The following is a 17361-nucleotide window of genomic DNA, read 5'->3' on the forward strand; positions in this document are numbered from 1 at the left end:
TAAAAGACGATGCTGTAAGCGACCCTGTTATAGGTCTGTAGCTCAGTTGGTTAGAGCGCACCCCTGATAAGGGTGAGGTCGGCAGTTCAAATCTGCCCAGACCTACCATTACATGGTATTCGCCGTTGAATACGGGGCCATAGCTCAGCTGGGAGAGCGCCTGCCTTGCACGCAGGAGGTCAGCGGTTCGATCCCGCTTGGCTCCACCACTTTCGCCGTATGCAGTAGCTTGTCAGAACTTAGAAATGAACATTCACCTCGAATGTTGATTTCTGACTTTTGTCAGATCGTTCTTTAAAAATTCGGATATGTGATAGATATAGACTGAACACCAGTTTCACTGCTGGTGGATCAGGCTAAGGTAAAATTTGTGAGTTCTGCTCGAAAGAGCAACGTACGAATTTTCGGCGAATGTCGTCTTCACAGTATAACCAGATTGCTTGGGGTTATATGGTCAAGTGAAGAAGCGCATACGGTGGATGCCTTGGCAGTCAGAGGCGATGAAAGACGTGGTAGCCTGCGATAAGCTTTGGGGAGTCGGCAAACAGACTGTGATCCAGAGATCTCTGAATGGGGGAACCCACTCAGCATAAGTTGAGTATCTTGTACTGAATACATAGGTGCAAGAGGCGAACCAGGGGAACTGAAACATCTAAGTACCCTGAGGAAAAGAAATCAACCGAGATTCCCTTAGTAGTGGCGAGCGAACGGGGACCAGCCCTTAAGTTGATTTGAGATTAGTGGAACGCTTTGGAAAGTGCGGCCATAGTGGGTGATAGCCCCGTACACGAAAATCTCTTATCAATGAAATCGAGTAGGACGGAGCACGAGAAACTTTGTCTGAATATGGGGGGACCATCCTCCAAGGCTAAATACTACTGACTGACCGATAGTGAACCAGTACCGTGAGGGAAAGGCGAAAAGAACCCCGGAGAGGGGAGTGAAATAGAACCTGAAACCGTATGCGTACAAGCAGTGGGAGCCTACTTTGTTAGGTGACTGCGTACCTTTTGTATAATGGGTCAGCGACTTATATTCAGTGGCGAGCTTAACCGAATAGGGGAGGCGTAGCGAAAGCGAGTCTTAATAGGGCGTTTAGTCGCTGGGTATAGACCCGAAACCGGGCGATCTATCCATGGGCAGGTTGAAGGTTAGGTAACACTGACTGGAGGACCGAACCGACTACCGTTGAAAAGTTAGCGGATGACCTGTGGATCGGAGTGAAAGGCTAATCAAGCTCGGAGATAGCTGGTTCTCCTCGAAAGCTATTTAGGTAGCGCCTCATGTATCACTGTAGGGGGTAGAGCACTGTTTCGGCTAGGGGGTCATCCCGACTTACCAAACCGATGCAAACTCCGAATACCTACAAGTGCCGAGCATGGGAGACACACGGCGGGTGCTAACGTCCGTCGTGAAAAGGGAAACAACCCAGACCGTCAGCTAAGGTCCCAAAGTCATGGTTAAGTGGGAAACGATGTGGGAAGGCTTAGACAGCTAGGAGGTTGGCTTAGAAGCAGCCACCCTTTAAAGAAAGCGTAATAGCTCACTAGTCGAGTCGGCCTGCGCGGAAGATGTAACGGGGCTCAAACCATGCACCGAAGCTACGGGTATCATCTTACGATGATGCGGTAGAGGAGCGTTCTGTAAGCCTGTGAAGGTGAGTTGAGAAGCTTGCTGGAGGTATCAGAAGTGCGAATGCTGACATGAGTAACGACAATGCGAGTGAAAAACTCGCACGCCGAAAGACCAAGGTTTCCTGCGCAACGTTAATCGACGCAGGGTTAGTCGGTCCCTAAGGCGAGGCTGAAAAGCGTAGTCGATGGAAAACAGGTTAATATTCCTGTACTTCCAGTTATTGCGATGGAGGGACGGAGAAGGTTAGGCCAGCCTGGCGTTGGTTGTCCAGGTTTAAGGTGGTAGGCTGAAATCTTAGGCAAATCCGGGATTTCAAGGCCGAGAGCTGATGACGAGTTGCCTTTAGGCGACGAAGTGGTTGATACCATGCTTCCAAGAAAAGCTCCTAAGCTTCAGATAACTGGGAACCGTACCCCAAACCGACACAGGTGGTTAGGTAGAGAATACCAAGGCGCTTGAGAGAACTCGGGTGAAGGAACTAGGCAAAATGGCACCGTAACTTCGGGAGAAGGTGCGCCGGCGAGGGTGAAGGACTTGCTCCGTAAGCTCATGCCGGTCGAAGATACCAGGCCGCTGCGACTGTTTATTAAAAACACAGCACTCTGCAAACACGAAAGTGGACGTATAGGGTGTGACGCCTGCCCGGTGCCGGAAGGTTAATTGATGGGGTTAGCGCAAGCGAAGCTCTTGATCGAAGCCCCGGTAAACGGCGGCCGTAACTATAACGGTCCTAAGGTAGCGAAATTCCTTGTCGGGTAAGTTCCGACCTGCACGAATGGCGTAACGATGGCGGCGCTGTCTCCACCCGAGACTCAGTGAAATTGAAATCGCTGTGAAGATGCAGTGTATCCGCGGCTAGACGGAAAGACCCCGTGAACCTTTACTATAGCTTTGCACTGGACTTTGAATTTGCTTGTGTAGGATAGGTGGGAGGCTTTGAAGTGGGGACGCCAGTTCTCATGGAGCCATCCTTGAAATACCACCCTGGCAACTTTGAGGTTCTAACTCAGGTCCGTTATCCGGATCGAGGACAGTGTATGGTGGGTAGTTTGACTGGGGCGGTCTCCTCCCAAAGAGTAACGGAGGAGTACGAAGGTGCGCTCAGACCGGTCGGAAATCGGTCGTAGAGTATAAAGGCAAAAGCGCGCTTGACTGCGAGACAAACACGTCGAGCAGGTACGAAAGTAGGTCTTAGTGATCCGGTGGTTCTGTATGGAAGGGCCATCGCTCAACGGATAAAAGGTACTCCGGGGATAACAGGCTGATACCGCCCAAGAGTTCATATCGACGGCGGTGTTTGGCACCTCGATGTCGGCTCATCACATCCTGGGGCTGAAGCCGGTCCCAAGGGTATGGCTGTTCGCCATTTAAAGTGGTACGCGAGCTGGGTTTAGAACGTCGTGAGACAGTTCGGTCCCTATCTGCCGTGGACGTTTGAGATTTGAGAGGGGCTGCTCCTAGTACGAGAGGACCGGAGTGGACGAACCTCTGGTGTTCCGGTTGTCACGCCAGTGGCATTGCCGGGTAGCTATGTTCGGAAGAGATAACCGCTGAAAGCATCTAAGCGGGAAACTTGCCTCAAGATGAGATCTCACTGGGATCTTGAATCCCCTAAAGGGCCGTCGAAGACTACGACGTTGATAGGTTGGGTGTGTAAGCGCTGTGAGGCGTTGAGCTAACCAATACTAATTGCCCGTGAGGCTTGACCATATAACACCCAAGCAATTTGCTGACGCAGATTGCGGTGGTGAAGACGAAAGACCCGAAAATTCGTAAGACCACAAATATCGCATATCCGAATTCGCTGGGCTGTCCATCTGGACATTCTGGCTACAGAATTTCTTGACGACCATAGAGCATTGGAACCACCTGATCCCATCCCGAACTCAGTAGTGAAACGATGCATCGCCGATGGTAGTGTGGGGTTTCCCCATGTGAGAGTAGGTCATCGTCAAGATTCATTTCGCAAAACCCCTATCTGCACATGCAGGTAGGGGTTTTGTCTTTGTGGGCAAAAAAGCCAGGGCTTGTTTGAATCACTGTGGGCATGCCGTGAAGCAGGCAACTCGGTGGAGGGCACCGGCTTCGCCGGTGATCGCGGGTAAACCCGCTCCTACAGAGAATGGTGCAACGCCAGGCAGGGGCGTATACCCTCCAGGCCACGTCGCCTCCCACAGACCATCTCAGGCTGCGACAATATTCCCGTTACCTTAACGTGACTTTTCCGCGCCCCCCCTACGTCAAGACTCTGGTTCGGGGCACTTCTGCTCTTGGACCTGGCGATGCCAGCGTACCGTGCTGCGCATTCCTGGACTTCCACCGTCCCATCACTTGAGGTAGCAAGCAAGATGGCCAAGGCCGCCGATGTCGTTGTGCAATGCCTGGAAAATGAAGGTGTCGAGTATGTATTCGGCATCCCCGGTGAGGAAAACCTCGACCTGCTCGAATCCCTGCGCAAGTCGAAGATCAAGCTGGTACTGACCCGTCACGAGCAGTCTGCAGGTTTCATGGCTGCCACCTACGGTCGCTTGACTGGCAAGACCGGCGTCAGCCTGTCGACCCTCGGGCCTGGTGCCACCAACCTCGTGACCGCCAGCGCCTACGCCTACCTGGGCGGCATGCCGATGATGATGATCACCGGGCAGAAGCCGATCAAGAAGTCCAAGCAGGGTCGCTTCCAGATCATTGACGTGTGCGGCATGATGGACCCCATCACCAAGTACACCCACCAGTTCGCCTCGGCCGACAACATCCCGGCCCGCATGCGCGAAGCCTTCCGCCTGGCCGAAGAGGAAAAGCCCGGTGCGGTGCACCTGGAGCTGCCGGAAGACATCGCCGCCGAGCAGACCGACGCGCTGCCGATCCCGCGCAGCCTGCACCGCCGCCCGCTGGCCGAGCACGTGGCCATCGAAGCCGCTGTAGAAAAACTGCAGAAGGCCCGCAGCCCGATCCTGGTGATCGGTGCCGGCGCCAACCGCAAGATGACCGCCAAGGTCCTCAAGCAACTGATCGACAAGACCGGCATCCCGTTCATCACCACCCAGATGGGTAAAGGCGTGGTCGACGAGCGCCACCCGCGCTTCTTGGGTAACGCTGCCCTGTCGTCCGGTGACTTCGTCCACCGCGCCATCGAAGCGGCCGACCTGATCATCAACATCGGCCACGACGTCATCGAAAAGCCGCCGTTCTTCATGGTCCGTGGCGGCACCGAAGTCATCCACATCAGCTTCCGCTCTGCCGAAGTCGATGCCGTGTACTTCCCGCAGGTGGAAGTGATCGGCGACATCGCCAACGCCGTGTGGCAGATCGGCGAAGCCTTGACCGAGACTTCGCACTGGGACTTCACCCGCCTGATGGCCATCCGCGAAGCCAACGAAGCACAGATCGCCGAAGGCGCCGACGACGACCGCTTCCCGGTCTACCCGCAGCGCATGGTTGCTGACATCCGTCGTGTACTGCCGTCCGAAGGCATCGTCGCCCTGGACAACGGCATCTACAAGATCTGGTTCGCCCGCAACTACAAGGCGCACAAGCCGAACACCGTGCTGCTGGACAACGCCCTGGCGACCATGGGCGCCGGCCTGCCATCGGCAATGGCTGCGCACCTGGTGCACCCGGACCGCCCGGTAATCTCGGTGTGCGGCGACGGCGGCTTCATGATGAACAGCCAGGAACTGGAAACTGCAGTACGTCTGGGCATGCACATCACCGTGGTGATCCTGCGTGACGACGGCTACGGCATGATCCGCTGGAAGCAGGCCAACATGGGCTTCACCGATTTCGGCCTGGACTACGGCAACCCGGACTTCGTCAAGTATGCCGAAGCCTACGGCGCCAACGGCCACCGCGTGGAAAGCGCCGAAGGCCTGCTGCCGCTGCTGGAGCACTGCATCAAGACCCCGGGTGTGCACGTGATCGACTGCCCGGTCGATTACAGCGAGAACGACCGCATCCTCAACAGCGAGCTGCGTGAGCGCGCGCTGGCGGTGTAAGCCCTGACGACCTTATCGCTGTAAGCCGGCACCCACAGGTATCTCAGATCCTGTAGGTGTCGGCGGGTGGTAGATGGCAACCACTTCACGCCTGTTGCAATTGATCATTCTCAGGTTCTCTACTCATGGAGAACCCGAGAACATGACTATTGGTTCGACACACAACCCTCCTGCCGATCTGGCCATCGACCCATCACTGCCTATGCAGCCATGGGCCGCACGTTTCCCTAATCCCCCGGATCTCTGCTTCGACTACCGCCGGCTTCTCGAACAAGAGGGCGGCGTCGCACGTGCCACACAACCCGATCACCGCATTTGCATCGTCGGTGCCGGAGTTACCGGGCTGACTGCTGCCCGCGAGTTATTGCGCTGTGGTTTCAACCGTATCACCTTGATTGAGCAGTCCCGGCGTGTAGGCGGGCGACACCTGACGGTCGTGAACAGCTCAGCAAGCCACAAGCAACCTGCAACCCCTTTTGAAATGGGGGCGATGCGCATGCCGTTCTTCAATAGGACTGGAGAGTCGCCTAAAGAGGGTCGCTCGCTCATGGCCTATTACGCAAAGCTGTTCGAGCTGCGGATTTCTGACTTCCCTAACCCAGGTACACCTTGGGTGAATGCTACGGGAATTTATCTTCGCGAAGGTCAATTAGAAGGGGAAGGTGACCCGGGTCTTTTGATCTGGCGTAATCCGTCAGGCGAAACCCCACCCCCTACGGCAGTCTTGCAACAGGTCTACGAGAAATGGCGCAATTATGCTCAGCAATTTGCTGAGCATGTTGCCGCGGTTTATGGCACGTCAAGCTGGGAGTCGATATGGCGGGAAATCGTCGAACGCTATCATCGACTGTCGTTCAGGGATCTGGTGCATTTGCCCGCCCTTGCTGCCTGGGACCCTGAAAACCCCGGTGACTTTGGCGGTTTGGGCATGAGCAGTGACGAGTCAGCCATTTTCTATGCAATCGGTATTGGCGATGGCAGCTGGGGAGCCTTTTATGATGTTTGCTGCCTGTACCCGCTACGTACGGCAATCTTTGGCTTCAGCAGTCACTTGCAGTTGGTGCATGGCCGTGTGGATTCAAGAGGGGTGCCTTACACTGCGCCGCATCTTGAAGCAAACAATATCCCTGATAGCAGGGGATTGCCGTTTCAAGGGCCAGCTTATCTCGGACTTGCGGCCCTCGACGAAAGCCTTTTGCACCTAGAGGTCGGCATGGGTGGGATCTCGCTATATGAACATCTTCTGAAAACAAGTGATGGGCTACTGACTGATACGTCCGTGTGTGCGGTGCAGAAGCTGGAAAGTGGCCGTATTCGGGTCGGATACCGTTGGCGATGCAGTGATCCGTTACACGAGAGCACCGAATATGAAGACTTCGACAGCGTAATCATGACCACTCCGTCATGGCTGATCGAAACCAACATCAGCCTCAGCGGCTTCACCCGCCAGATGTTGCCGCAGCCGATTATCGATGCCTGGAAGCATGCCCATTGGGAGACCAGTTGCAAGGTCTATGCACCGTTGAAGAAAAGTTTCCTCGACCGCAAGCCGATGCCGCAAATTCTGATTACCGATAGCTTTGTGCACGATGTCTATGCCTATCGGTACAACGATAGCTATCCAGATGACTGCATTCTCCTCAGTTATACCTGGGAGGATGACGCTACCAAATTGGCAGCCTTCTCTGATGCGGAGTTGGCGAGTAAATGTCTGAAGGAGCTCGATCGGATCCTTCTACGCTGCACCAATGTGGGGGAGGCTATTTCACCTTACGTCGATACTCGAAATATTTGCATACAGCGTTGGATCACAGATCGAAATGCGCTCGGGTGCGCGAAGTTGTATAGGGCAGGTACCTACTTTGATGCTGTAAACCTGATGAAATACAACCGAGACCTGAGTGCGCGCTCAGGGCTGTATCTGGCTGGCGAGTCCTTCTCAGTTGACGCTGGATGGACCGAGCCGTGTTTGCGCACGGCAATCGATACGGTCATCAACCTCTGCAACAACACGTCAGCCGAGTTCAATGGTGGCTTTACCCTCGAGTACTACCCCCACTATCAGGTTGGGAAATAACGGCGTACGGGCCATTTGTAGGGGGAGTCCTACTGCCATTATGTGACTTTCCTTTGGTCCCATAGGACTCTCCTGACTGTCGCTCCCTGACCCAACATCGCTTTACTGGCGTCCTTCCAAAACAACCACAAGAAGGAAGCCGCCATGTCTGAATCCTGTTCCCCCGTCAGCCCCGTACGTATCGCTGTCATCCAGTACGACCCTCAGGTCGGTCTTGAGCACTGTGAGAGCAACGTGAGCAGAGGCCTGGCATTGGCCCGGCGCGCAGCACGCGAAGGCGCCAACCTGATCGTACTGCCTGAACTGGCCAACACGGGCTACACCTTCAATTCCCGTGCCGAAGCCTATTCCCATGCGCAGGTGCTGCAGGACGGCCCTTGCCTGAAAACCTGGGCCGACTTCGCCAAGCAATACCAGGTATACCTGGCTGCGGGGTTTGCCGAACGCGACGGGCTTAAGCTCTACGACAGTGCAGTGCTGTTTGGCCCCGAAGGCCTGCTTGGGCACTACCGCAAGGCGCATCTGTGGAACCAGGAAAAGCTTTGGTTCACCCCCGGAGATTTGGGGTTTCCGGTATTCGAGACGCCTATCGGCCGTATCGGCCTGCTAATCTGCTGGGACATCTGGTTCCCGGAAGTACCCCGGGTGATGGCCGCGCAAGGCGCCGACATCATCTGCAGCCTCAACAACTGGGTATGGACCCCGCCGCCGTTGTTCGATGATGCAGGGCGTTGTATGGCTTCGTACCTGACCATGACGGCAGCCCATGTCAACAACGTTTATATCGCCGCCGCGAACCGTGTCGGCAGCGAGCGGGGCGGGCGCTTCCTGGGCTGCTCGCTGATCGCCGGTACCAATGGCTGGCCGATCGGCGAGGTGGGCAGTGCAGAAGCCGAGGAGATTATCTATGCCGATGTCGATTTGAGCAGTGCACGCTCGGCACCGATCTGGAACAGCCTCAACGACCTGCCAAGAGACCGGCGCACCGACCTCTACGATGCCACCCTTGGCTATCGCTTGCATGCACCTATGCCACGCTGAGGAATTGCGAATGAACACGCTCTTCTTCTCACGACAGCAGCATTGGCTTGTGTTGATGTTCGGCTGCCTGCTGGTGTTTTTCGCTGCAAGCCTTGCCCATGGCCAATGGCTGGATTATGCACAGAGGGTGGCGACGCTCGATGAGCCGCTCAGCCGCTTGCGCTGGATTGTTGGTGATATCAGTGAAGTGGCTTTCTACAAGCACGAACTGCCCGCGCTTGGCTTGCTGCTGGGCGCGTGCCTGGCGCACTGGGCGCAGCTGCGAGGATACCGCTGGCAGGGCTTTGCCATTTGCTATGGCAGCGGATTATGGCCATGGGTGTTTACCAGCTCGCTTTTGGGCTTGCTGCTAAGTCATGTGTTGTGGGGATGGACCTTGGCCAGTGGTACTTGGCAACCTACCTTCGTTGCCTTCGTGTCATTGCCGGCAGCCATGGTCTTGCTTTTTGGTGCGGGCTGGCGGGTGACGATCACGGGGGCGCTACTGGGGGCTCTACTGGTAACACCGGCCAGCCTGCTGATGGTCAATTACCTGTGTTATCCCCTGCAGTTGCCCGTGGTAGTGGGCAATGTGAGTGGCATGGCTGTGGCAAGCGTCGTGGCCTTCATCCTGTGCAAGCGCTTTCCTTCATGGGTACGCCAATGCCGTGAACCCACCGTCGTGGAGCCGGTTGTCAATCAGCCTGACTACGGTGTGGTCTGGACTTTGCGGCGCGTTCTGGCCGACTTCAGCGAAGCCCCATTCTTTGGTAATGAACTGGCCAGCCTCGGGCTACTGCTGGGTGTGTTGCTGGCTTACCTGTTGAGCCCGGCTGCACTGTCCTACGGTTCTATGCTGGTGATGCAAATAGTGGCCGGGCAGGCCCTGGCATCCCTGGTCGGGGTTGTATGCTGGCGTGGACAGTGGAAAGCCCGTGGGTGGTACCCTACCTACATTCCGATTGTGTCGATCGTCCCCGCTGCGGTGTTGACACATGGCGGCAGCTGGCAAGTGGTGGTGATCAGTGCAGTACTGGGTGCACTGGTGGCTCCGCCGCTGGCAGTGGCGATCACTCAGCGGTTGCCGGCCTATGTGCATGGCTACATCGGCAATGTGATGTCGATGGCCGTCTGCACGCTGGGAATCGTGCCTGTAACCGGATTGCTTGTGGGGGGAGCAGCATGAGTGAACATTCGAGCCTGCCCAGGCTGTCGATCGCCACTCTGGGCGGCACGGTCAGTATGCGGGCCGGTGCTGTCGGGGGTGGTGTGACGCCAAGCCTGGATTGTGAGCGGCAACTGCTTCAGGTTCCACAGTTGCGCGAGATGGCGCAGTTGAACGTTGCTTCATTGTGTCTGCTCCCCAGTGCATCGCTGGGCTTCGCGACGTTGCTGGAGGTGTTGGCATGGGCCCGGGGCGAAGTGGAGCGCGGGGCTCAGGCCTTGGTATTGAGCCAAGGGACCGACAGCCTTGAGGAAACGGCCTATTTCCTGGACCTGCTCTGGTCATTCGATGTGCCATTGGTGATGACCGGTGCCATGCGCTCGGCGAGTCAGCCGGGCAATGATGGGCCGGCCAACTTGTTGGCTGCGGCTCAGGTTGCATTGGCACAACACAGCCGTGGGCGAGGTGTGCTTGTGGTCATGAACGATCAGGTCCACAGCGCGGCAAGGGTTCGCAAGACGGCCAGCGTGGCGATGGCGGCATTCGAGTCGCCCGGATTTGGCCCGTTGGGTGACGTTGTGGAGGGTGATGTGTTGTATCGCCATCCGCCCGGGCGACGGGAGGTGTTGCCGTTACCGTATCGCACCGACCAGCGCGTTGCCCTGCTGGAAGCCTGCCTGGACGCAGATACGGCGCTGCTGCAGGCTGTGGCCACATTGGGTTATGAGGGGGTGGTCATCGCCGGTTTCGGTGCTGGTCATGTTTCCGCCAGTTGGTCCGAAGTGCTGGAACACCTGGCGCCCACCGTGCCGGTCATGGTTGCTACGCGCACAGGGAGAGGGCCTACAGCCCGGGCAACCTACGGGTTTGCTGGTGCAGAGATCGACCTGCAGAAAAAAGGCGTGTACATGGCTGGGCAACTCTGCCCGCGCAAATGCCGCATCTTGCTGTGGCTGCTGATCGGCACCGGCCGACAGCATGAGCTGCAGGACTGGTTGCACTCCTGAGCCTTCTGCCCGCGCGATCATTCGCGCGGGCAGCCCTTCCGGCGTTGCTGTGCTAGGGTGCACACACTTTTGCATCCCAGGATTCTTACCCATGCTCCCCGTACTCAGCGAAAAAGAACTCGACCGCCTCGAAGACCTGCTGATCACCTATGGCAATGACTACTCGGTGCTGAACCTGGCCGAGCTCAATGGCTTTTTCGTCGCGTTGGCCAGTTCGCCGGTCACTGTCCTCCCGGAACAATGGTTGCCCGCAGTGGCGGGTGGCAAGGTACCGAAGTTCAAGAAGCCCGCCCATGAGGAGGCCTACACGGCATTGATGCTGCGTTATGCCAGCCAGGTGGCAGAAGAACTGAGCAATGAGGTCGACCAGTTCGAACCGCTGTTCGAGGAACGCGAAGGCGAGCAGGGCACTGTGATCGTGATGGAGGAGTGGTGTTTCGGCTACATGCGCGGTACCCAGGTGGCCGGTTGGGGCGAGTTGCCACCGGAGCAGGCCCCGCTGCTCAAGGCCATTTCGCTACATGGGCTGGAAGATAACTTCGAGCTGCTGGACCAGATGAGCGATGAGGATATCCAGGCCTGTGTGCCGCAGGTGGTCGAGGCTGCGCGTGGGCTGTACCGACATTTCAAAAAACTGCACTGATCGGATCGTAGGCTAGCGCTCACCTGCAGGCGCCAGCGCAAGTGTTTGGAAACCATTATTCCGCCCAGCGAAATTATGGTTTCCCCTGCGCACTGATTCTGCTGCCAGCCGATCCAGTGCAGCATGTGCTCCATCAGCCCCATCCCGGCGCTGACCAGGAGCCAAGCCCATGTCGAACCCGATCAAGCTCTACAACTTCCCCAAGTCTGGCCATGCCCATCGCATCGAGTTGATGCTCTCGCTACTGAACCTGCCCACAGAGTTGGTGTTCGTCGACTTGGCCAAAGGCGCCCACAAGCAGCCGGACTTCCTTGCCCTCAACCCGTTCGGCCAGGTTCCAGTCATCGATGACAACGGCACGGTGATTGCCGACTCCAACGCCATCCTCGTCTACCTGGCCAAAAAGTATGACAACGGTGCCTGGCTGCCCGAAGAACCTGCCGCCGCTGCCCGTGTGCAACGCTGGCTATCGGTCGCCGCCGGCCCGCTGGCATTTGGCCCGGCAGCCGCCCGCCTGGTCACGGTGTTCGGGGCTTCGTTCAATACCGACGAGGTGATTTCCCGTGCCCACACCTTGCTCAAGGTGATCGATGCCGAGTTGGCCAACACGCCATTCCTGGCGGGTAGCACACCCACGATCGCGGACATTGCCAACTACTCCTACATCGCTCACGCCCCCGAAGGCAACGTGTCGCTGGAGCCGTATGCCAATGTGCGCAACTGGCTGGCGCGGATCGAGGCACTGCCGCGTTTCGTCCCCATGCCGCGCACCGTGATCGGGCTGCAAACCCACGCCTGAAACCCCGCCATCGCGAGGAGCGCCGCCATGCAACAGTCTCCTGATCACCGCCCCTCACCCTGGCATGCGGGTGAAAAGACCCTGCAGGAAAAGGTCGGTGTAGCAGAACGCATGGAGGCGTTCGGGCAAAAGGTCATTCGTGACCACATGCCCGACCAGCACCGAGCGTTCTATCACCAGTTACCGTTCATGGTCGCCGCCAGTGTGGATGCCCAGGGCCGGCCTTGGGCCACGCTGCTGGAAGGGCCAGAAGGGTTCGTAAGCTCGCCCGACCCTCGTATGCTCACGATCCACACCACGTTGCCAGCGGAGGACCCCGCCACCCCCGGGTTGGCAGCCGGGCAGGCCGTCGGTCTGCTGGGGATCGAACTGCACACCCGTAGGCGCAATCGCATCAACGGGCAGATCCGCCACGCTGCACAGGGGCAACTGCAAGTGGCCGTAGAGCAGGCGTTTGGCAACTGCCCGCAGTACATCCAGTTGCGTGACTACACCCGCGTCACCGAACCCGCCCTCGGGCGCATCGATGCGACAACACTGGATACCTCAACCGTCAGCATGATCCAGGCGGCCGATACCTTCTTCGTCGCCAGCTATGTCGAGCATGCTGACGGCCAGCGCTCGGTAGATGTCTCTCACCGTGGTGGCCGGCCAGGGTTCATCAAGGTCGAAGGTAATCGGCTGACGATTCCCGACTATGCTGGCAATCTGCATTTCAACACCTTGGGCAACCTGGTGGTCAACCCGCGGGCCGGCTTGCTGTTCATCGACTTCAATAATGGCAATGTGTTGCAACTGTACGGGCGTGCCGAGGTGCTGCTGGACAGCCCGGCCATCCAGGCCTTTGAAGGGGCTGAGCGGTTATGGACACTGCAGGTCGAGCAGGTGGTGTGGCGCCCGGCTGCTGTTGCCCTGCGCTGGGCTTTCAAGGAATACGCGCCGACCAGTCTGATGACCGGTACCTGGGCCGAGGCCGATGCGCGCCTGGAGCAGCGGCAACAACAGCGCCAATGGCTGGCCTGGCGGGTGCTGCGGGTGGAGCAGGAAAGCCGCGACATCCGCTCGTTCTATCTCGAATCACCGGCAGGCTGCCGTGTGGCCTTTGCCCCTGGCCAGCATCTGCCTGTGCAAGTGCCGCGTGATGGCGAAGCGGCGCTGATTCGTACCTACAGCCTTTCAAGTGCCCCGGCCGATGGGTTCTTGCGCATCAGCGTCAAAGCCCAGGGCCCGGCTTCGCGGTATCTGCATGAGCACGTTGTGGCCGGCGATGTGTTGAATGTACGTCCGCCGATGGGCAGCTTCACGCTTGACCAGCAAAGTACGCGGCCGTTGGTGCTGATCGGTGCGGGCGTGGGCATCACGCCGCTGCTGGCCATGCTGCGCCAGCAGTTGAGCACGGGGCAGGCCCGGCGCATTCATCTGTTCCATGGCGCACGCAGCCTGGCTGACTTGCCGTTCCAGCAGGAACTGACGACCTTGCGGCAACAGGCTGGCGATCTGCTGCATGTACACCGCGCCCTGAGCCAGCCTGAAGGGCACGCGCAGCTTGGCCGTGATTATGAGTTCGCCGGTCGGTTGGGTATCGAACAGGTCAAGGCAACGCTGGCGTTGGACGACTACGATTTCTACCTGTGTGGGCCGGGCAGCTTCACCCAGCAACTTTACGAAGGGCTGCGTGGGGTGCATGTGCCGGATGCGCGGATTCACGCCGAAGCATTTGGCCCGTCGACGCTGCGGCGGCACACCGATGCAGACCAGCCAATCTTGCAACAGCCGCCTGCCGCCGACGAACCGGTGCCGGTGTATTTTGCCGCGTCGGCCAAGGAGGCACGCTGGGTTCCCGGTAGCGGCACCTTGCTGGAACTGGCCGAGGCGCGTGGGCTGACCCCGGAGTTCAGTTGCCGGGGTGGTTCGTGTGGTACCTGCAAGACCCGACTGGTGAGCGGCCAGGTGCATTATCCAAATCCGCCGGCAGAGCTGCCGGAGGCGGGTTCGGTGCTGATCTGTTGTGCTGTGCCCGCGAAAGTTGAGGAGGGGATGCAGGCGCTGGTGCTGAATGTTTGATTCAAGCCAGTCGCAGGAACGGGCTTGCCCGCGAAGAGGCCGGCACAGCTAACACCAGGCATCCAGATGAAAGATAATCCGCACGCCCCATAGCCCTCAGGAGCCCGCATGGACCAGATCCACCTGATGAAGGTGTTCGTCGCCGTCGGCGAGCTGGAAAGCTTCGCCGCGGCTGCCCGCCGTCTGGACATTTCCCCGGCCGCTGTCACCCGCGCCGTCAGCGCCCTGGAAGAGCAGCTAGGGGTCAAGCTGTTGCTGCGCACAACTCGCAGCGTGCGCCTGACCGAGGCCGGCGGCCGTTATCTGGAAGATACCCGGCACATCCTCGCCAGCATCCACGAGGCCAATGAAGCCGCTGCCGGCATCAACGCGACCCCCAGGGGCGATCTGGCGGTGACCGCGCCGATCCTGTTCGGCAGGAAGTTCGTCATGCCGTGCATCGTCCGTTACCTGCAGCAGTACCCGGAAGTCGATGTTTCCGCGTACTTCCTCGACCGCGTGGTGAACATGGTCGAGGAGGGCATGGACGTGGCCGTGCGCATCGGGCCGTTGCCCGACTCCGGGTTGAAGGCGCTGCGGGTGGGCAGGGTGCGGCGCATGTTGTGTGCCTCCCCCGACTACCTGGCGCGTCATGGTGTGCCAAAGCACCCGTCTGACCTGGCCGGGCACGCGGTAATCGGCACCACCAACCTGTCGCCGCGGGCCGGTTGGCGCTTCGGCGTGACCGACGAGCCGACCTTGGTGCGCATGAAGCCACGGCTGACGGTAACCAGCAATGACGGGGCAATCGCCGCTGCCAGCGGCGGGCTGGGCATTGCCCGGCTGCTGTCGTATCAGGTCGTAGACGAACTGGCCAGCGGGCAGCTGCAGGTGCTGCTGGCCGAGTACGAAGAGGCGCCCTGGCCCATTCATGTGCTGCACCGCGAAAGCAAGTACGGTTCGGCCAAGGTCAGGGCCTTTATCGACATGCTGGCGCAAGGTTTGCGCGATCAGCAGCTGGATTGAGAACCTGCATCGCGTCGAGAAATGATGCGAAACAATGTTTGATACCGTGGCGGCCGTTTTTCACGCAACCCGCTCACAACGCCTGATACTGCATCCTGAACGCCAGGTTCATTGCCTCCCCCCGGTGCAACAATCGCAACCCTGGCCGCCCTGGCAGGTGGTGCGCGTTGATGGGGTGGCTAACCGGCTCAAAGCAGAAAAAACCTTGTCCTTGCGGGCAAAACAGCAAGAAGTGTCCAGCCTCGTTGGCACTGCACGCCAGTCGATAACCCGCGCTGGGCTGTTCGATCACGCACTCCCCTGGCCAGCCACTGAAGGCGTGATCAACCACTGCCTCGGGCAAACGCCTCATGGCATTGAAACGCCATTGCTCAGGCACCTCGGCCTCGTACGAAGGCAACCTCCCATCCTCGGCCAGCCACACCTTGCGCGCAGTTGCGTACAACTTGGTATCGGGATACCGCGGAAAGTAGGGATGCAGCCCCAGGCCATACCAGGTAGCTGGCTCACCCTGGTGCATCACATGCAGGTCCAGGTTCAGGCAACCCTCATGCAGGTGCACATCCAGCGTGGCCTGGTAGGCAAACGGCACGGCACTGTCCAGCGTCAACCGAGCTTGCTGTTCACTGTGGTGTTCTACCTGCCAGGCCTGTTGCCAGGCACTGCCATGAATCGGGTAAGGGTCATGTCCGGTATTCGCTAACAGTGCCTGCCACCCCTCGGGCCGGGCAAAGCCACCCTCGCCAATACGGTTGGACCACGGCGCCAGCGGGTAGCAGGCCAGGCGTCGGGGTGTACCGCTGGCCAGCGCGGCCGCGTCGGTATGGCGCAGCAGTGCCTGCCCGGTCGCCTTTACCTGCCAGTTGACCAGGCTGGCGCCCACTTCCGGGGCCAGGCTCAGGTGTGTCAGGCGGTCTTGCAGGTGCAGTTCGGTCACAGCCATGCAGGGCTCCTTTGTGGAAGATCAATCATTTGGCCCGGCGGTAGGTGAGCAGCACGATACCGCACACCACCACCGCGCCGCCGACCAGCTGCACAGTGCTCAGGTGCTGGTCGAGCAAGGCCCAGCCCAGCAACAACGTGGCGATGGGTTCAACGTTCATTACCGGTGCGTTCTGCGCCATGTTCAGGCGAGGGACACAGACGAACAGCAAGCTGAAGGCCAGGCCATACAGCACTACCAGAGTGGCCAGGGCCGCCCAGCCACTGCTGCTGCCTGGCAGTGACAGACCGGATGGGATCACCCCGCTTGCGCCTGCAACCAGCATGCTGGAGAAGACGATCAGCAGGGTCAGCAGGCTGCGTACAGGGCCGCGCACGGCAGCCAGTTTTTGGTCGGTGATCCACAAGGCACAGGCAAAGGCACAGGCCGCGCCGAAAGCCAGGCTTACCCCTAATGCCCAGTGCGGGTTGGCCGCAGCGCTGTCGGCCAGGTGTGCCGGCACATCCAGCGCCAGTACCAGGCCGCACAGAATCAGGCCCATGAACAACACCGTGCGGCCGGTGGGGCGTGCACCGCCCAGTGCCCATGTGAGCAGCGCCAGCAGCATCGGGAACGTGTTGCCCACCAGCAGCGCCAGGGCTACCGGAATGCGTGCGACTGCCGAATAAAGGCACAGGCTTTGGGTGGCGATCAGCAGGCCGAGCAGCAGTTGCCAATGCCGGGTACCGGCGGGCAGGCTCAGGGCCTGGCGTTGCCACAGCAGCAGGCAGGCAAGCACCAGCAAGGTAATACCTGAACGGCAGAGAATGGCCAGCAGCACGCCGGTGCCGTTGTCGAATGCGATGCGAGCGGCAATGTGGTTGCCGGCGAATGAACAGGCCAGCAGGGCCAGCAAGGCGATTGCCAGTTTGCGTGGGAATAGAGGTACAGCCGAGGAGGGGGCAGCCATGTGCAGGATCCGTTGCAGGTAGGGCCAAGGGGGCTGCTTTGCAGCCCATCGCAGCCCCGGTT

General features: G+C 58.9%; 11 protein-coding genes, 2 tRNA genes and 2 rRNA genes. 13 read left to right on the forward strand and 2 right to left on the reverse strand.

Annotation, left to right across the window (positions count from 1 at the left end; translation table 11 throughout):
* The first annotated feature begins 31 nt into the window (after positions 1-31).
* The 13 genes from QCL51_RS05575 (at position 32) to QCL51_RS05635 (ending at position 15407) form a co-directional block, all read left to right on the forward strand.
* A tRNA-Ile gene (locus QCL51_RS05575) sits at positions 32-108 on the forward strand.
* Between the two features lie 25 nt (positions 109-133).
* Positions 134-209 (forward strand) — tRNA-Ala (locus tag QCL51_RS05580).
* A 243-nt stretch (positions 210-452) separates the two neighbouring features.
* Positions 453-3345 (forward strand): 23S ribosomal RNA (locus QCL51_RS05585).
* Between the two features lie 131 nt (positions 3346-3476).
* A 5S ribosomal RNA gene (gene rrf / locus QCL51_RS05590) occupies positions 3477-3592 on the forward strand.
* Between the two features lie 391 nt (positions 3593-3983).
* Positions 3984-5627, forward strand: a complete 1644-nt coding sequence (locus QCL51_RS05595) for an acetolactate synthase large subunit (RefSeq protein WP_084850315.1) — start codon at positions 3984-3986, stop codon at positions 5625-5627.
* Between the two features lie 142 nt (positions 5628-5769).
* Positions 5770-7704, forward strand: coding sequence for an FAD-dependent oxidoreductase (locus QCL51_RS05600; protein ID WP_021784466.1), 1935 nt, complete (start codon positions 5770-5772; stop codon positions 7702-7704).
* A 144-nt stretch (positions 7705-7848) separates the two neighbouring features.
* Entirely contained in the window at positions 7849-8745 is an 897-nt protein-coding gene (locus QCL51_RS05605) for a nitrilase family protein (RefSeq protein ID WP_021784467.1), read from the forward strand.
* A gap of 10 nt (positions 8746-8755) precedes the next feature.
* Positions 8756-9910, forward strand: coding sequence for a hypothetical protein (locus tag QCL51_RS05610; protein ID WP_021784468.1), 1155 nt, complete (start codon positions 8756-8758; stop codon positions 9908-9910).
* Complete coding sequence (locus QCL51_RS05615; RefSeq protein ID WP_103444810.1) at positions 9907-10896, forward strand: asparaginase; 990 nt, start codon at positions 9907-9909, stop codon at positions 10894-10896. Before QCL51_RS05610 ends, QCL51_RS05615 begins: the two co-directional genes overlap by 4 nt.
* 91 nt (positions 10897-10987) lie before the next feature.
* Entirely contained in the window at positions 10988-11539 is a 552-nt protein-coding gene (locus QCL51_RS05620; RefSeq protein ID WP_103470080.1) for a UPF0149 family protein, read from the forward strand.
* 169 nt (positions 11540-11708) lie between these two features.
* Positions 11709-12338 (forward strand): glutathione S-transferase, encoded by a 630-nt coding sequence (locus QCL51_RS05625; protein WP_103462089.1) that lies wholly within the window; start codon positions 11709-11711, stop codon positions 12336-12338.
* Between the two features lie 27 nt (positions 12339-12365).
* Positions 12366-14402: a pyridoxamine 5'-phosphate oxidase family protein gene (locus QCL51_RS05630; protein ID WP_338444636.1), complete on the forward strand. Its 2037-nt coding sequence runs from the start codon at positions 12366-12368 to the stop codon at positions 14400-14402.
* A gap of 108 nt (positions 14403-14510) precedes the next feature.
* The gene (locus QCL51_RS05635) at positions 14511-15407 is read left to right on the forward strand and encodes a LysR family transcriptional regulator (protein WP_021784473.1); all 897 of its coding nucleotides are present in this window, start codon (positions 14511-14513) and stop codon (positions 15405-15407) included.
* A gap of 73 nt (positions 15408-15480) precedes the next feature.
* On the opposite strand, the gene QCL51_RS05640 is transcribed toward QCL51_RS05635, so the two are convergent.
* Positions 15481-16350: an aldose 1-epimerase gene (locus QCL51_RS05640; protein ID WP_021784474.1), complete on the reverse strand. Its 870-nt coding sequence runs from the start codon at positions 16348-16350 to the stop codon at positions 15481-15483.
* Positions 16351-16375: 25 nt separating this feature from the next.
* Positions 16376-17299: a DMT family transporter gene (locus QCL51_RS05645; protein ID WP_021784475.1), complete on the reverse strand. Its 924-nt coding sequence runs from the start codon at positions 17297-17299 to the stop codon at positions 16376-16378.
* Positions 17300-17361: the final 62 nt, after the last annotated feature.

Source organism: Pseudomonas sp. LTR0 (genome assembly GCF_036630035.1).
GTDB lineage: Bacteria > Pseudomonadota > Gammaproteobacteria > Pseudomonadales > Pseudomonadaceae > Aquipseudomonas > Aquipseudomonas putida_Y.